The organism is Paenibacillus sophorae, from assembly GCF_018966525.1.
In the GTDB taxonomy this organism is placed as follows: domain Bacteria; phylum Bacillota; class Bacilli; order Paenibacillales; family Paenibacillaceae; genus Paenibacillus_AQ; species Paenibacillus_AQ sophorae.
Window position 1 is genome coordinate 869,587 of the sequence record NZ_CP076607.1, and the last position, 16,144, is coordinate 885,730.

Below are 16,144 nucleotides of genomic sequence, written 5' to 3' on the forward strand. Positions count from 1 at the left end.
GTGAATATACTGATCGTCGACGACGAGGTCATCATCCGGACGGGACTGTGCACGGTTATTGACTGGGAGGAGCTCGGCATGACGCTGCTTCCGCCGGCGGAATCGGCGGAGGAGGCGCTGGAGCGCATTCCCGGCGAACGCCCCGATATCGTGCTGACCGACATCCGCATGTCGGGGATGGACGGGATAGAGCTGGCCAAGGAGATTAAGCGGAGGCTGCCGGACGCCGAGATCATTATCCTGACCGGCTACGATGATTTCGGTTACGCCCAGCAGGCGCTGCGGGAAGGGGTGACTGATTATCTGCTGAAGACCAGTGGCCCTGAGGAGGTCATCAAGGCGGTGATGAAAGCCCAGCGGAACCTGAGCGCGAAGCGGGAAGCGGCAAAGCAGGGGGCGGTTTCCGCCGCGGCGCTGCGGAGCCGGCTGCTTGAGGAGTGGCTGACGGGAGGCGGCAGGCGGTCGCCGGAAACGGCAGCCTTTGAGCCGGTAAGAGACTGGCTAAGGCAGAACGGGGTCTTTTCCACGGAGGAGGCCGGCGGCGTTCAGCCGATGCGGGTGCTGCTGGTAGGAGCCTCCGGCTGGGGAGATGGCCGGTTCAGCGAGCTGATCCTGGGAAGTGCGGAGAACCGTCTGCAAGAGCTTTTGCCATGCGTCACGCTGGTGCGAAACCATACGGTCATCGTGGCGCTTCGCGCCGAAGAGGGCTGGCCTGGCATGCGTTCGCTGGAGAAAACGCTGAACCGGGTGCGGGAAATGCTCAAATGCGATCTCTTTGCCGCGGCCGGAAATATCGTTCATTCGCTCGGTGAGCTGCCCCGCTCTTATGAGGAAGCGACCAAGGTTTACGCCTACCGGGTCCTGTTCGGAGACCGGGGCTTGTACGAGATGAAGGATATCGAGCGCCGCAGGGGCGGCCGGACCGTCTGCTCGGAGAAGGAGGAGCAGGAGCTTCTGGGGCTGCTGATCCATAACCATGCGACTCAGCTGCATGCCTGGACCCACCGGATCGTAGAGGAGCAGCTTAAGGACCCGGACGCGACTCCGGCGGCGCTGCAGGCCTATCTTCAGTCGGTCGTTATCGTTGCGCACCGCTGGCTGGACCGGAACCGGGAGATCGGCGCAAGCGAGCCTGCGGCGGTTCCGATCTTTACCTTTGAGCCCGGCACGCGGCTGGAGGATGAACTTTTCCGTCAGCTGCTGTCCGTTATGAACGAGTTTCATCAGGGGGCGAGCGACAGCCGCTACTCCTACATTCAGCGCGCCATCGCGTATATACGTAATCACCTCGACCAGCAGCTTAGCCTGCAGCAGGTCGCCGGGTTCGTCCATCTGAACCCCAACCACTTCAGCGAGGTCTTCAAGCGGGAGACCGGCCAGGGCTATATGGAATTTGTGACCCGGGAGCGGATGCTCCGGGCGGGCAGCTTGCTTCTTACGACGCAGAAGAAAATCGGCGAAATCGCGGGCGAGGTCGGTTACGAGGATATGAAATATTTCAGCCAGCAGTTCAAAAAAATCATGGGCTGCACGCCATCGGAATACCGCCAAGCGAATGTTAATTAATATGACGCGATTATGTAATGATAGGCCGGTTTTCAGGCTGATATCCGAACGTTATGTTCGTTTTTATGCCACAACCCGAATTCTGTCTACCCAGTACCTGTAGAATGTCTCCTGTTGGCCCCGTCCTTGCTCACCTATACTGAATGTACAAAATGAAATTCAAGGAGGGCTTGGCATTGAAAATGAAAACACTGGCCGTCACGGCCTGCACAGTGGCTATGTCGCTGCTAATTGCAGCATGCGGACAAGGAGGCAATACGGGGAGCTCCGGCGCAGCGGAGGGCGATACCACCGGAGCCGCGGCCTCCAGAATCAAGCTGTCCGTCTGGCATAATTTCTCCGGCGATGATCTCAGAGCGAAAGCGGTGCGCGCGCAGATCGACAAGTTCAAGGCCGAACATCCCGAAGTCGAGCTGGACGCCCAGGCGATTCCTCCCGACGGTTACCGCCAACGGCTGAAGACCGTAGCTGCGGCCGACGAGATGCCGGACGTCTTCTTCACCCAATCGGGTACGTCCATCAAAGAGTTCTACGACGGAGGGCTGATCCAACCGATTACGTCCCTGCTGGGCGAGCATCCTGAATGGAAGGACAATTTCATTCCCGGTTCGCTGGATGCGCTGTCCTTTGACGGAGAAGTTTACGCGACGCCGCTGAGCGGTTCCGCAACCTCCTTCCTGTTCTACAATAAATCTCTTTTCGAACAATACAATGTTAAGGTCCCGACCACATGGGATGAGCTGATGACGGCGGTCAAGACGTTCAACGACAACAAAATCACCCCGATTTCGCTTGGAAACAAGGCTTCATGGTTGGCGCAGTCCAGTATTATCTCGTCGCTGGCGGACCGCGTCACCGGAACCGACTGGTTCAAGAAAGCGGTCAATCAGGACGGAGCCAAATTCACCGATCCGGAATTCGTGCAGGCGCTGACTTATTTTAAACAGCTGGCCGACGCCAATGCGTTCCAGACCGGCTTCAACAGCCTGGACAACACGCAGATGGAACAGTACTTCATCGAGGGCAAGGCCGCAATGATGATCGACGGCGCATGGGCGCTGACGAATATGGCCGCATCCGGAACGGAAGAACAGCTGAACCAGGTAGACGTGACGATCCTGCCTTTTGTTCCCGGAGGCAAGGGCGACCCGAATTCCATGTCCGGCGGCTCGGGCGGCGGTCTCGCGCTCAGCAAGCATGTGGAAGGCGATCAGCTGAAGGCGGCGCTGGAGCTGATTTATACCGTCAGCGGACCGGATGCGATGAAGGCGATCGCTGGCAGCAACTCGATCGTGACGTACAATGTGGAGCTGGATGAGTCCCAGGTCATGCCGCTGTTCTACAAAGCGTATAACCTGTACAAATCGGTGAAGCTGACGCCGGTCTATGACGCCTATCTGACCTCCTCGGCTACGGAAGCGGTTAACAACGGGCTGCAGGAGCTCTCCATGGGCGGCAATCCGGAAGATATCGCGAAGAAGATTCAAGATGCCCAGGCCCGCGAACTCGGCAAGTAAACTCACTTAAGCCCTGTTCCGCTACCCGAAGCTTCTTGGAGGAACAGCGTCCGCTTCCCCGGGGGAGGCGGACAGCCGTTCACTTCTTCCATCCTGAAAGGCTAGCATACAAAAGGAGGCCGGCTATGGCATTCACGAACCGTCTCAGAGGCTTTATTGTGATTGGGCTGCTGCCTGCCTTGATCATCTATTTGGTCTTCGTTATCGTTCCTATTCTCTGGTCCGCGTACTACGGATTTTTTGACTGGAAAGGCATTGGCGCCGCCCGCTTTATCGGACTGGGCAACTACGCCGAGGCGCTTAAGGACCCTATTTTCTGGAAGGCGCTCAAGAACAACCTGATCATTGTCGCCGCCTCGATTCTGGGGCAGCTGCCGATCGCTCTCATACTGTCCCTTATTCTTAGAAAAAGCACGCTGTTTCACCGGTTTGTCCGCTCGGCTGTTTTTATGCCGATGGTCGTATCGACCGTCGTTATCGGCCTCATCTGGGGTTACATCTATCACCCGCAGATCGGGATATTGAACGTGCTGCTGGAGCGGTTCGGACTTGGCTCATGGATTCGCGACTGGCTCGGTGACCGGGGCATCAACATGTATTCGGTCAGTGCCCCGGTGATTTGGGCGAACATCGGACCTTACCTTATTATTTTTCTGTCCGCGATCCAGAATATCTCCTCCGATGTCGAGGAAGCGGCCAAAATCGACGGGGCCATCAAGGCCAAATGGCTGTATCTCATCGTCATCCCGATGATCTGGGATACGATCAAGGTCGCCATCGTGCTGTGCATCTCGGGTAGCCTAAAAGCGTTTGACCTGATTTTTGTCATGACGGGCGGGGGACCTGCGCAGTCCACCGAGCTTCTAGCCACATACATGTACAACAATACCTTTGAAATTTTCCGTTACGGCTACGGGTCGGCGGTTTCAACCTTAATTATTATCATCAGCATGATTCTGGTGCTCGGCAGCCAACTGCTGATGCGAAAGAGAGGGATGGAATGAAAACGATCGCTACCGGCAGCCTGGCCGAAAGCACGGCTGGCAGGACGTCCGGAGCCCTGAAGTTCAGAGCGTCGTGGCTCCTTCATCTCGTGCTTCTCGCTTTTGCGCTGGTCACCTTGTACCCGCTGCTGTGGCTGTTTATCAGTTCGTTTAAATCAAATCAGGATTTCTTCGGCAGCCCGTTCGCGCTTCCGTCGGTCTGGCGGTTCGAGAACTATACCCGGGCTTGGGAGATCGGCGGAATTGGCTCCGCATTCCTGAATTCTATTGTCGTTGCAGTCTTATCGCTGGTGTTGACTCTGTTTCTCGGAACGCTCACGGCTTTTATCGTATCCCGCCTGGAGTTCCGGTTCAAAGGCTTGATCATGATGCTGTTCGTGCTTGGCATGCTGATTCCCATTCACAGCACGCTGGTGCCGCTGTTCATTCTGATGAAGAGCCTTGGCATCCTGGATACGTACGCATCGCTGATTCTGCCGTATACGGCTTTTGAGCTGCCAATCGCGGTATTCGTCGTTGCTGCCTATCTGACTTCCGTGCCGAAAGAGCTGGAGGAAGCGGCCATGATCGACGGCAACGGATACTGGGGAATTTTCTTTCGGATTATCGTCCCGCTGGCGGTTCCCGCCATGGCCACGGTATCCATTCTCGGCTTCCTCAGATTCTGGAATGATTTTGCGTTCGCGCTCGTCTTTATCAACGATCAGGCGCTGAAGACGCTGCCGCTCAGCCTGTCGCTGTTCTCGGACGGATACGGTACGGACTACAGCCTGACGATGGCCGCCATGTCAATCGCCGTCATTCCGACCATCATTATTTATCTGCTCTTCCAGAATTATATTATGAAGGGGATGGTAGCGGGTGCAGTGAAAGGCTGATACCCTCCCATGTCCGGACGGCAATACGGGAAAAGCAAGGCGCTTCGGGAAACCGGAGGCCTTGCTTTTTTTTAAATTACCCTTTCGGGGAATCTCCCGGATTGGCGAATGAGCATGATGATTGCTCTCTCTTTAAGTTAGAGAGGGCTCTTTTTTTATGTATCTCTCGAATGATCAGGCTAGGAGGGGATTTTTTATAGCGGCGGTTATTTATTGGAATTCGTTCTTTTAAGCTTCTGCTAATATTGGTAGGTTAGAATCGGTTAATGTTATGCAGAACAGAAATGAGGGGGAGGACACAAATGCCGCAACGAACCGTGACACCAATGGATTTGAAGGTTGCCCCGCAGACCGACATGCTCCCGGCGAAAAAGAAAGAACGGATAGAAGAAGTAACCCTGTTAAGGGCGTTTGCGTTTCTCGCCATTACCATGCAGCACAGCATAGCGGAATATATTTACCGGAGCGATATTTTGCAGCCCGATGCTATCATGCTGGCGATGCTGTTTGATTTCACGCGTTTCGGGACGCCGACTTTTGTGTTTCTGTCCGGGCTGCTGCTGTTTTACAACAACAACGGCAAGCTTTCCTATTGGCCTTTTGTTCGAAAAAAGCTGGTGGATATTTACTTACCGTTTGTATGCTGGACGGTCATTTATTGGATCGCCGTACAGGGGGTTGCATTCGGTCAATTGGGAAATCCGGCAGACTGGCCGAGGACATTGCTCCGTGAGTTGTTCCTGCCGACATACGGGTATCATCTGTGGTTTATTCCAATGATTTTTCAATATTATCTCTTATTCCCACTGTTTGCGCTTGCGATCCAAAAGGTGCGCCAAAAGCTTCAAGCGATGCCCGGAGGAGCGTCCTTCCGCCGCATGTTTATGATCGTTGCCGCGATAGGTGCGTTATACGGCATTCTGATGTGGTTATCCAGTTACCGGATGCCGGACTGGGCGGAGGATTGGGGCGGGCTCTGGGCGAGCGTAATCTCTTACCGGTCGTACTATTTTGTTTTTTATTTCTTCTACTTTCTGCTTGGCGCGGTTTGCGCCTTTGGACTTCAGCGCTGGCGGCGTTTTGTGGAAGATGGCTTTATCTGGTACGGATTTGCATTTATTGCTCTGTACATCTGGCAAGGTTATGAGATCCTTAACCATTCCACGGAAACCATAAACCTGAACTTTGCCGGATACTTGAGGCCTTTTACCTTCGTTCTTATCGTGTCCCAGCTGCTGCTGTTGTACGGTATTATATGGATCGTGCAGACGAGGGGAGGAGCGGTATGCAGGATTTTTCGCTTTATCGGCACTTATTCCTTTGGCGGTTTTCTCGGACATGCCTTTGTTCTGATGCTGATCAGCTCCATCACCAGGCCGCTTGCGCTCACCGGCTACCATCTGTCTGCGGCTGTTCTTACCTTTGCGCTAACGGCGGCGGGTTCGATCGGGCTTGCCAAGCTGCTCAGCAAGCTGTCTTTCGGGCGGTGGCTTATCGGAACGACAGGGAAGCAGGCGAACCGAAATCGGATAAAGGCCAGTCCAGCGCAGCAAACCTTTCCTCAATAAAGGCCGTTCGGCTCCATATGGCAGCGGAAGACACCTGGAAGGGTGTCTTTTTTGATTTCTTTTTCAGACATGATAAATTATACAAATAGTTATAAAGTTATAACTGTTATAAGGTGTAACTTTATAGAGTGTGATCATAATATGAAGGGGGAATAAAATGAATGGAGCGATCAAATTGAGTCAGGAGAAATCGGTAACGAAACGTTACTCCAGAAAAATAGGTCGAATGGGAAATAGCCTTGGTGTGAGTCTGCCTAAAAGTCTTGCCGACAAAATGAATGTGGTGCAAGGCGATGAGATCGAGTTTATTGAGACTGCCGATGGTGAGGTTTTACTGAGAAAAGTCCGTCATGTGGAGCTGCCTGAACATGTCCGTCCTGAGGTACTCGAGGCATTCTACGATATTTTTGAAGAAGATAGACAAATATTTGACGATCTAAGGGACCGGTAAGATGACTATTTTTTTGACAAAAGAAGAAATCGTTGCAGCCCACTGTTATATGATAAGAAAAATGAATGACGCGGATCAGGCAGGCATTAAAGATCATGCCTTACTTGACTCTGCTGTACATAAACCTGAGCAAAGTTTGTTTGGTGAAGATGCTTACCCGTCATTGTTTGAAAAAGCGGCCGCTCTATTGGAATCCTTAGTTAAAAATCATAGTTTTCATAATGGGAATAAGCGAACGGCTTATCTTGCAGTTAAGTCTTTTTTGATGGTAAATGGATATCATTTAAAGATGGTGCGTTTATTTGCAGTTGAGTTCATAGTGGATATTGCCAAAGACGGGTATTCATTCGAGCAGATAGCCAGTATTCTCCGTGAGCATTCGGTTCGAAAATAATAAGGTACTTAGAGTAACATGAAAAAGTTCACTATTCGTAGAAGCTTCTGAGATTTACTTTCGGACAGGAGTTCGACTCCCCTCGGCTCCTTAGGAAAAATATGAGAGTACCTTAATCGGTGATCTCTTTTACTTTACTTCTTACTTCTCGATCATCCACCAAATCAATAATTTCGCGAATATCCCGGATGCCTAATGCTTGCGCAATTCTTTCAATATGACTGAAGCTAATACTTTCTCTTTTTCCATTAGCCAGTTCGCTTAATGCGGCATGTCGGACGTCGGAGAGTCTGGATAACTCCCGCAAGGAAATTTTATGTGCTTGGTTAACTTTTTGTTTTTTATCTTTAACTATACGTATAGGCGTACCACCTATTGCTTTTAAATATGATAGGCTTATTCATAATTATTTAGATAGCTCATCTTAAAGTAATCATTCACAAGCAAAACTTTAAAAAGCAAAGGTGGAATCTGATGAGAAGCTTACTGGAATCACTGTATTACGGCAGTCTAATTCCCGATGAGAGGGTTGTTTCCAATGACCCGAAATATCGCTCTTTAAGCAGGCAGATATCCGAATCCATGGAAGCTTGGAAAAAGAAGCTTTCCGAAGACGATTTTAAAGACCTTGAGGCTTTGGCTGATATGTACCACCAGGTTCAAGGAATGGACATGGCCGCTTCGTTTACGTGCGGGTTTAAGCTTGGAGCGGCGATGATGATTGAAGTCTTAACTGGGTCTAATGATCCGCCTCGGTGAATAAGAGGAATCAGAGGAAGGGAAGATGCTTTGATATAAGTACTAAATTATTCATCTGCTCCGATTAATCTCACAAAATTGCCACTAAAGGCACCGGAGGAACGTGGCGTCTTTTTTGCGTGCGTAAATGTGTACGAGAAGGCTAAGCGAGAGGTACGTGTAAAATAGCTACTATTCCAATAAAGGCAGCAACATCCTTTCTCCTTGCCTCCCTAAAAATTCATTTCCTAAAAGGAATATCCTTCCAACTTATCGAAGTTTCTTTTATGATACCCCCTAATACCTTCTACAAGCCAGTTCAGAAGCTGAATAATTCTTAATATGCGTCAGCTATTGGAAGACAAAACGGCGCAGATTGACTCGTATGAATATAAAGATTCAATTGTGCGGGTCACTTACCGGAAGTCCTCTCAAGGAGTATCCGTACACTAAGCAGCAGGTACAATCTGAGCCAGAAAGCGGCGCTGGACCATACGATCTGTATAATCGAAGGCGAACGTAGCAGTAATGCATCACAAAAAGGTAGCAGTCGTCTCAGGCAATAATAAATGGATTCCAAGGAGTTGAATGAAATGAGTCATGAGGATAAAAGTGAATTTTATGTAGATGAACAATTAAGACCTATGCAGCAGATAGAAGGAGGCGGGGGACCTAAGAAAGTCTATTTGCAAAATATGCCTAAGCCGGTAAGGTATTTTGGGTATTTCTTTGTTATTGGTGTGCCTATTTTGCTACTTGCATTGGTAATTATTAGTTTTTTCAAATAAATTGTATAAAAAAGTGAGATCAACAAGCGGGCTTTGCCGGTTTTCTGCCGGTATGAATCCGCTTGTTTGCGTTTGAATGAGCTGCTAAAATGTGTGAATGAATTAAGAACAAATGTTCCTATTTATTGAATGGAAGGGATTGTAAATGTTATAATAAATTGCTCCAAAAAATTCTAAAATTAAAATATTAAGGGCGAATTGGCGAACGTATTTCATTTTTACTCTTGAGGAGGAGGAGAGGAATGGAACAGCGGAAAATCAAGCTTTTTCCTTATCGGGTCGAAGCGCAGGTTGAGCAGGTGAGCGAAATTCCGAAAGGCATCGAGATGATTCAGGCGCCGGCGGTGTGGAGTCAGACAAAGGGCAAAGGCATCACGGTAGCCATTCTGGATACGGGGTGCGAGGTCTCGCATCCGGATTTGAAGGGACGAGTTGCAGGCGGGCGGAATTTTACGGATGATGACAACGGCAACCCGGATGTATTCGTGGATTACAACGGGCACGGCACGCATGTAGCTGGCACGATTGCGGCGGTAAGCAACAATACCGGTGTGGTCGGTGTGGCGCCGGAGGCGAATCTGCTGATCCTGAAGGTGCTGAACAAGGACGGCTCAGGCCAATATGAGTGGATTATTAACGGCATCAATTACGCTGTTGAGCAAAAAGCGGATATTATCTCCATGTCGCTCGGCGGACCGGAGGATGTGCCGGAGATGCATGAAGCGATCAAGCGGGCGGTGGCGGCGAATATCCTTGTTATCTGCGCGGCGGGCAACGAAGGCGACGGTAATTTCGCAACCGACGAATTCGGCTATCCCGGCTCCTATAACGAAGTCATTAGCGTGGGCGCCGTCGATTTGCAGCGGCACTCGACCAATTTTACCAATTCGAACAATGAAGTGGACCTTGTCGCGCCGGGCGCAGGAATTCTGTCAACGTACCTGAATAAAAGCTACGCGACGCTCAGCGGCACCTCCATGGCAACGCCGCACGTATCGGGTGCGATGGCGCTGGTCAAGCTGATCGCGAACGAAAGCTTCGGACGCGACTTGACAGAGCAGGAGCTGTACGCGCAGCTGATCAAGCGGACCATCCCACTCGGCAACTCGCCGCGGCTGGAGGGCAACGGACTGCTGTACTTAACGGCTCAGGAGGAACTGGCCAAAGTCTTTACGCCTGCTGTCGTGGCTAAGGTGCTAAGTCAATGACGCGAATGATGCAGATGCTGGCGCTTGAGCTGGAAGCGGCGAGGGAAATGCACCTGACGATGACCAGCGAACGTCCTTACTACGACGAAATGCGGGATAACGAGTTGAAGAATAGTTATTACAGCGGTGGCTTTACGAATAAAAGTGAACTCCAGCAGCTGCTGGAGCGGACTCATGACCACCGGCTGCCCTACAAGCCCTACCGCTATGTCTATCCGTGGGTCGATCTGCAGGAGGATGGACAGCTGAAAAGCCTGTATTCCGGCCGCGGCATGTCCCCGCTTGAAGCGATTGAAGCGGATATCCGGCTGCTTGAAGCGGCGGGCCGTCCGGGCAAGGGTGCGGACGGCAAGCCGTCGGCACCCGGCGATGTGCCGGAAGAGCAGCCCAAGACGCAGCAGGATGGTTCCGAAACGGAAGCGGAGGATTATGTGAGCCTGGCGGGAGAGATCATGCTGAACTGCGAGCATGTCGTACCGCAGTCCTGGTTTGGGAAGCAAGAGCCGATGCGGGGGGACCTACATCATCTGTTTGCCTGCGAGCCGGGCTGCAACAGTCGGCGCGGAAATAATCCGTATTATGATTTTTTGGATTATTCGCCGGAAGTGAGCGCACAGGATGTAATTGCAGGCTGCGGCAAGCAGGAGGACGGCCGATTTGAGCCTGAGTACGGCAAAGGCATTGTCGCCCGCGCAACCCTTTATTTCCTGCTGCGCTATCCCGGCGTTATCGGCAGCAGTCATGTGGATGTAACGATGCTGCTGGAATGGCACCGGTCTGTTCCGGTTACGCTCTACGAACAGCACCGGAATTTGGCTGTTTTCGAGCTGCAGGGCAACCGCAACCCGTTTATCGATATCCCGGAAATAGCGGAGCAGTGGGCGGGAAGCAGCGGTGACTAGGTTTGTGAAGATGTAATCTTCAGATAACAACGTGTTTACATTTTAGGTTATATGACTCGGTTCGGTAAAAAAAAAATATAGAGAAATAGCCGATGAAATTAATCATCGGCTAAAATTTTTCTAATCGCTTATTCCCCCTGATCACACCAGATGCTCAATTAGCAATTGAGCGGTCTCGCGGGCATGCTGTGCCGGATGAAGATCGGTCTGCAGCATGGCAATCGTAATGGCTCCTTCCACGAGCAAATATAATCCGTTCGTTAAGGCTTCGGGCTTCGCAGCTCCAGCCTGCTTCACTAGCGATGCGATGAAAACCCGTAAGTAGGTCTTATATTGTTGCGCCGCCTCATAGTAGGGGTGGGAGTGCTCTGCATACTCCGAGGCCGTCTTGATAAAAGCGCACCCGTTGAAGTTCGGTTCCACAAACCATTCGCCCAGCACATCAAATACGGCGAGCAGTTTTTCTACGGGAGTTGATCCCCTCTTATTCACGTTACGCTCGAACCATTCCCGCCATTGTTCATCCTGTCTCATAAGATAGGCTAAGACCAGTTCTTCCTTGGATGGAAAATGGTTATACAGCGTCATCTTCGCTACTTGCGACTCGGCGACGACTTGGTCTACGCCGGTTGCGCGGATTCCTTGTTTATTGAAAAGGTCGGAGGCAACTTGGAGAATATGTTCTTTTTTGCTTTTTCTCATGCTGGTGTGCCCTCCATTCTTGTGGATTTGATACAAATTATACAGGTCAGTCTAATTATAGAACGTTTTATACCGATTCGTAAACCTGTTGAGTGATGCACCAGCGGAAATCTAACCGGGAAGGGGCATCCCTATGGCTAAATAAAAAATGTTAAAAAAGAGCTTGTAAATAGACAGACCTGTATGTGTAATTACAGTTGTCGATGCGGATCGTCAGAGACGTTGCCGCACTTTAAATATACAGACTTGTATGTATAAATTCAATGATGAGGTGAGATTAATGAGTGTTAAACACAGGTATGCAGCGGTTGATGGCATCAATATTTTTTATCGTGAGGCTGGAAATGAGGAGCATCCGACGATTCTTCTGCTACACGGCTTTCCTTCATCGTCCCACATGTACCGTAACTTGATTGTGCAGCTGGCGGATCAATACCACATCGTCGCCCCCGACTATCCCGGCTTTGGCAACAGCGATCAGCCGTCCATGTCCGAGTTTGAATACACCTTTGATAATCTTGCGAAATTGATAAATTCCTTTGTAGAACAGCTCGGATTGGAAAAATACAGCATCTACGTTCACGACTACGGCGCGCCTGTCGGCTTTCGGCTCGCGGTGATGCATCCGGAGCGAATCGAGGCCATCATCTCGCAAAACGGCAACGCCTATGAAGAAGGGCTCTTGTCCGCATGGGACCCAATCCGGGCTTACTGGCAGGCTCCCGCGGATGAGACGAATCGAAACAACATCCTCGGCTTGCTGACGCCTGAAATCACGAAGTATCAATATGTGAACGGCACCCAGAACCCTGAGGTGATCAGCCCGGATACCTGGAATGTGGATCAATTCGTGCTGGATCGCCCCGGCAACAGCGACATCCAGCTGGCGCTCTTTTATGATTACCAGAACAATTTGAAGCAGTATCCGAGCTGGCATGAATTTTTCCGTACCTATCAACCGCCGGCGCTGGTGGCGTGGGGGAAAAATGATATTTTCTTCGGTCCGGACGGCGCGCTCGCTTACCAAAACGACTTGGACGATGTTGAAGTTCATCTGCTCAATACCGGGCATTTTCCGCTCGAAGAGGATTTGGATGACAGCGTCAGCTTGATCAAAAACTTTTTGGCAAACCGATTTAATAAATAATCCAAAGGGGACTAACCAATGAATGTTCAAGAAAAGGTTGCAGGAAAAGTAGTCGTGATTACGGGCGGCAGCAGCGGGATCGGGAAAGCAACGGCGATTGAATTGGTAAAACAGGGAGCGAACGTCGTCATCAATGGCCGACGCGAAGAGGCGCTGGCTGAGGCTGCGAGGGAAATCGACCCTACCGGAGAACATGTGCACAGCGTAGCCGGCGATATTGCGGACCCTGAAACGGCTGGACGCGTTATCGCCGAAGGGTTGGCCCGCTTTGGACGTATCGACACGCTGATCAACAATGCCGGGGTCTTTTTGGCGAAACCGTTCACTGATTATTCCGAAGCGGACTTTGCCTCGGTGATGTCGATCAATGTCGCGGGCTTCTTTCATGTCACTCAGAGTGCGGTAACCGAGATGCTTAAGCAGGGCTCGGGCCACATCGTTAACATTACAACAAGCCTGGTTGACCAACCGATTGCTGGTGTGCCAGCCGTGCTCGCCTCCTTGACGGTCTGAACTCCGCGACAAAAGAGCTGGCGATCGAGTATGCGGCTAATGGCATTCGTGTAAATGCGGTCTCGCCGGGGGTCATCAAAACGCCGATGCATCCGGTGGAAACTCATGATTTTCTGAATAAGCTGCATCCTGTGGGCCGCATGGGCGAGGTTCAAGAGATCGTTGAAGCGATCCTGTATCTGGAATCGGCCAGCTTCGTGACCGGAGAGATTCTTCACGTCGATGGCGGCCAAAACGCCGGCCACTGGTGAGACTGGAGGAGAATAACCATGCCTATCGTGACCATTCAGGTGACCCGTGAGGGCACCGCGCCGGACCGGCAGTCGGTTACAGCCGAAGAAAAGGCCGCGCTCATCAAGGGCGCCAGCGAGCTTTTGCTTAATGTGCTGAACAAGCCGCTTGACTCCACTTACGTCATTATCGAAGAGGTCGAGCCGGAGAATTGGGGATGGGGCGGGCTGCCCGCCCTGGAATACCGGCGGCAGCGCGCCGCCAAGACAACTTAACTTTAGCCAATCCTATTTAACGGGCTGCAGCTCGCAGGCAGTTGGCGGGCTAGTCATCCCGATAATATAAATAACAAACCCAGTGCCGCCATGGTACTGGGTTTGCTGTATGCTCATATTCAGAGTGATGCAAGCCATCGCTCAAGGTCGCTCCTGATACAGCGAATCCTGGAGCTGTTTGACATCGCTTTTTGGAGGCAGTCCGAACATACGCGTGTACTCGCGGCTGAACTGGGAAGGGCTTTCGTATCCAACTTTGAAGGCGGCGTGCGTTGCGTCCATGGATTCGGAGAAGAGCAAGCGGCGTGCTTCCTGCAATCGGAGCTGCTTCTGGTATTGGATCGGACTCATGGCTGTAACCTTTTTAAAATACTGATGAAGCGAAGAGGGGCTCATGTTGACCTCTTTGGCCAAATCTTCAATCCGCAGAGGTTGATCATAACCGGAATGGATAAGCTGGATGACTCTCGCCACGCATTGCGCATGGCTGCCCATAACGGCGAACTGTCTCACGAGATCCCCCTGTTCATCCTGCAGAATACGATACAGAATTTCATGGATGATCAGAGGCGCAAGCACAGGGATATCCTGCGGCGTTTCCAGCAGGCGAACCAATCTTATAATAGCGTCAAGCAGCAGCGGCTTGGTTTTGCTGACTGAAATTCCCCGTCCGGAGTGAATTTTCCCGCGCCATGCCGAGCTCGTTTCTTTCATTATATCGAGCACCTGATCGGTGCTTATGCCAAGCTGGATGCCTAGAAAAGGTGTATCCTCGGAAGCCTGGATAATCTGGCCGCACACCGGGAGATGCACGGAGGCGATCATATAGGATGCCGGATCGTATTGAAAGGTTTCCTGCGCCAGAGCAACAAATTTCGATCCCTGCGCGATCACGCATAATGACGGCTCATGGACGGTATGCAGCGGCTCGGATACGGTCGAGGTGCGGATCAGGCGCAGCGATGGAATGGCGGTTGGATGCGTTTCGTCTGTCTGCACCAGCCGATCTATGCATCTCGCCAGTTCCTGCTGCTTCTCTTTTACCTCGCTATCCATCTCCTGTACGTTCATTCCCATCCTCTTTTCTATTTTCCCATTTGGGTATCGTTCGTATCAAGCTTATACAATTATATTGAACTGTGTAGGAATAGGCAATAAACAACGAGTATAATGCTACGGAACAAAGGTTTTTATTTTTATAATAAAGGTGTTATTAGACGCTGGGTGTACGTTGCAGGATCTAAATCCTATAGCATCAGGCAAAATCTGAATCGGAAGGAGCAAAGACGTATAGACGATGAAAACTCTGTTCGATGAGACCAACATTAACCGCATCAAACTGAAAAACCGGCTGATCCGCTCCGCTACTCATGAGGGGCTGGCGGATCGGTCCGGCCATTTAACGGACGAAGTCCTAAAGGTGTATCAAGATCTCGCCGAGGGAGGCGTCGGACTGATTATTACCGGGGTTGCTTATATTACCGAAGACTCGAAGTATTTGCACGGAATGATGGGGTTCTATGATGACTCCTTTATTCCGGAGTACCAGAAAATGACGGATATCGCGCATGAAAATGACTGCCCTATCATCATTCAGCTCGCGTATGCCGCCAAAGACGGTGAAATGTGGACGGCGGATGCCCGTCGACCGAAGAAATCAAAGCCATCATAGAACCCTTTGGGGAGAGTGCGTTACGGGCGAAACGCGCCGGCTTTGACGGCGTTCAAATTCATGCAGGACACAGGTATTTTCTAAGTCAGCTTCTTAGTCCAAGCAAGAACGGCAGGCAGGATGAATACGGCGGGAGTCTGGAGAACAAAGCGAGACTGATTATAGAGAGTTACGACGAAATAAGGAGACGGGCGGGCGAAGATTTTGGGGTGTTTATCAAATTAAACAGTACCGATCTGGATGAAGACGATGAGGTGTTCACGTCATGCCGTTATTTGTGCAAGCAGCTCGCGGATCGGGGGATAGACGGAATTGAAATCAGCGGGGGATATGGACCGTTTAGGCCAAGCCCATTGTTTCCCTACAAGGAATCCGTGCTTAGAGACGATGCGGCGCGCATTGCAAAGGATGTACAGGTTCCCGTTATATTGGTTGGACTGAACAGAACGCCCGCTGTGATGGAAGAGATATTGAATACGACGGACATCGAATATTTTGCCATCTCGCGGCCCCTGATGCACCAACCGGATTTGCCGAAATCGTGGTGGGAGCAGGCCAAGCAGCAGGCGTGAAAAGTAGAATGGAAAGGA

At 51.1% G+C, this 16,144-nt stretch carries 20 protein-coding genes; 17 read left to right on the top strand and 3 right to left on the bottom strand.

Going from position 1 to position 16,144, the window contains the following annotated elements; genetic code table 11:
• The 7 genes from KP014_RS04220 to KP014_RS04250 all read left to right on the top strand — a co-directional run bounded on the left by KP014_RS04220 (position 1) and on the right by KP014_RS04250 (position 7,378).
• On the top strand, positions 1 to 1,566 hold the full coding sequence (locus KP014_RS04220) for a response regulator (protein ID WP_090834212.1): 1,566 nt from the start codon (positions 1 to 3) through the stop codon (positions 1,564 to 1,566).
• A 182-nt stretch (positions 1,567 to 1,748) separates the two neighbouring features.
• Entirely contained in the window at positions 1,749 to 3,083 is a 1,335-nt protein-coding gene (locus tag KP014_RS04225; RefSeq protein ID WP_051499787.1) for an extracellular solute-binding protein, read from the top strand.
• 125 nt (positions 3,084 to 3,208) lie between these two features.
• On the top strand, positions 3,209 to 4,087 hold the full coding sequence (locus KP014_RS04230; protein ID WP_036593060.1) for a carbohydrate ABC transporter permease: 879 nt from the start codon (positions 3,209 to 3,211) through the stop codon (positions 4,085 to 4,087).
• Complete coding sequence (locus tag KP014_RS04235) at positions 4,084 to 4,965, top strand: carbohydrate ABC transporter permease (RefSeq protein ID WP_036593061.1); 882 nt, start codon at positions 4,084 to 4,086, stop codon at positions 4,963 to 4,965. Before KP014_RS04230 ends, KP014_RS04235 begins: the two co-directional genes overlap by 4 nt.
• Before the next feature lie 302 nt (positions 4,966 to 5,267).
• Positions 5,268 to 6,533 (top strand): acyltransferase, encoded by a 1,266-nt coding sequence (locus KP014_RS04240; protein ID WP_051499785.1) that lies wholly within the window; start codon positions 5,268 to 5,270, stop codon positions 6,531 to 6,533.
• Positions 6,534 to 6,690: 157 nt separating this feature from the next.
• The gene (locus tag KP014_RS04245; RefSeq protein ID WP_036593062.1) at positions 6,691 to 6,984 is read left to right on the top strand and encodes an AbrB/MazE/SpoVT family DNA-binding domain-containing protein; all 294 of its coding nucleotides are present in this window, start codon (positions 6,691 to 6,693) and stop codon (positions 6,982 to 6,984) included.
• Position 6,985: 1 nt separating this feature from the next.
• The gene (locus KP014_RS04250) at positions 6,986 to 7,378 is read left to right on the top strand and encodes a type II toxin-antitoxin system death-on-curing family toxin (RefSeq protein ID WP_036593064.1); all 393 of its coding nucleotides are present in this window, start codon (positions 6,986 to 6,988) and stop codon (positions 7,376 to 7,378) included.
• Positions 7,379 to 7,490: 112 nt separating this feature from the next.
• On the opposite strand, the gene KP014_RS04255 is transcribed toward KP014_RS04250, so the two are convergent.
• Positions 7,491 to 7,739: a helix-turn-helix domain-containing protein gene (locus KP014_RS04255; protein WP_036593065.1), complete on the bottom strand. Its 249-nt coding sequence runs from the start codon at positions 7,737 to 7,739 to the stop codon at positions 7,491 to 7,493.
• A gap of 113 nt (positions 7,740 to 7,852) precedes the next feature.
• On the opposite strand from KP014_RS04255, the gene KP014_RS04260 reads away from it, so the two are divergent.
• From KP014_RS04260 to KP014_RS04275, 4 genes are all read left to right on the top strand, one after another.
• On the top strand, positions 7,853 to 8,137 hold the full coding sequence (locus KP014_RS04260; RefSeq protein WP_036593066.1) for a DUF6809 family protein: 285 nt from the start codon (positions 7,853 to 7,855) through the stop codon (positions 8,135 to 8,137).
• A 572-nt stretch (positions 8,138 to 8,709) separates the two neighbouring features.
• Complete coding sequence (locus tag KP014_RS04265; RefSeq protein WP_036593068.1) at positions 8,710 to 8,904, top strand: hypothetical protein; 195 nt, start codon at positions 8,710 to 8,712, stop codon at positions 8,902 to 8,904.
• Between the two features lie 242 nt (positions 8,905 to 9,146).
• Positions 9,147 to 10,112: a S8 family peptidase gene (locus KP014_RS04270; protein WP_036593069.1), complete on the top strand. Its 966-nt coding sequence runs from the start codon at positions 9,147 to 9,149 to the stop codon at positions 10,110 to 10,112.
• Entirely contained in the window at positions 10,109 to 11,014 is a 906-nt protein-coding gene (locus tag KP014_RS04275) for an endonuclease I family protein (RefSeq protein ID WP_246590636.1), read from the top strand. The genes KP014_RS04270 and KP014_RS04275 overlap by 4 nt, the downstream gene beginning before the upstream one ends.
• 141 nt (positions 11,015 to 11,155) lie before the next feature.
• Here KP014_RS04275 and KP014_RS04280 read toward each other — a convergent pair whose 3' ends face one another.
• Positions 11,156 to 11,716 (bottom strand): TetR/AcrR family transcriptional regulator, encoded by a 561-nt coding sequence (locus KP014_RS04280; RefSeq protein ID WP_036604414.1) that lies wholly within the window; start codon positions 11,714 to 11,716, stop codon positions 11,156 to 11,158.
• 280 nt (positions 11,717 to 11,996) lie between these two features.
• Here KP014_RS04280 and KP014_RS04285 point away from each other — a divergent pair, with 280 nt between their 5' ends.
• From KP014_RS04285 to KP014_RS04300, 4 genes are read left to right on the top strand one after another with little or no spacing between them, the layout of a single operon-like run.
• Positions 11,997 to 12,863, top strand: a complete 867-nt coding sequence (locus KP014_RS04285) for an alpha/beta fold hydrolase (RefSeq protein WP_036604412.1) — start codon at positions 11,997 to 11,999, stop codon at positions 12,861 to 12,863.
• An 18-nt stretch (positions 12,864 to 12,881) separates the two neighbouring features.
• A complete protein-coding gene (locus KP014_RS04290; protein WP_216700453.1) occupies positions 12,882 to 13,376 on the top strand; it encodes an SDR family NAD(P)-dependent oxidoreductase in 495 nt (164 codons plus the stop codon).
• Between the two features lie 23 nt (positions 13,377 to 13,399).
• Positions 13,400 to 13,627 (top strand): SDR family oxidoreductase, encoded by a 228-nt coding sequence (locus tag KP014_RS28995; RefSeq protein ID WP_367888860.1) that lies wholly within the window; start codon positions 13,400 to 13,402, stop codon positions 13,625 to 13,627.
• Between the two features lie 18 nt (positions 13,628 to 13,645).
• Complete coding sequence (locus KP014_RS04300; protein WP_025697470.1) at positions 13,646 to 13,882, top strand: tautomerase family protein; 237 nt, start codon at positions 13,646 to 13,648, stop codon at positions 13,880 to 13,882.
• A gap of 141 nt (positions 13,883 to 14,023) precedes the next feature.
• Here the strand turns inward: KP014_RS04300 and KP014_RS04305 are convergent, their stop codons facing one another.
• Positions 14,024 to 14,953: an AraC family transcriptional regulator gene (locus KP014_RS04305; RefSeq protein ID WP_036604410.1), complete on the bottom strand. Its 930-nt coding sequence runs from the start codon at positions 14,951 to 14,953 to the stop codon at positions 14,024 to 14,026.
• 226 nt (positions 14,954 to 15,179) lie between these two features.
• Between KP014_RS04305 and KP014_RS29000 the strand changes: the two genes are divergently transcribed.
• Together KP014_RS29000 and KP014_RS04315 are read left to right on the top strand one after the other, a co-directional pair.
• On the top strand, positions 15,180 to 15,554 hold the full coding sequence (locus KP014_RS29000; protein ID WP_051500660.1) for an oxidoreductase: 375 nt from the start codon (positions 15,180 to 15,182) through the stop codon (positions 15,552 to 15,554).
• Positions 15,509 to 16,126: an oxidoreductase gene (locus KP014_RS04315; protein ID WP_051500659.1), complete on the top strand. Its 618-nt coding sequence runs from the start codon at positions 15,509 to 15,511 to the stop codon at positions 16,124 to 16,126. Before KP014_RS29000 ends, KP014_RS04315 begins: the two co-directional genes overlap by 46 nt.
• Positions 16,127 to 16,144 lie beyond the last annotated feature (18 nt).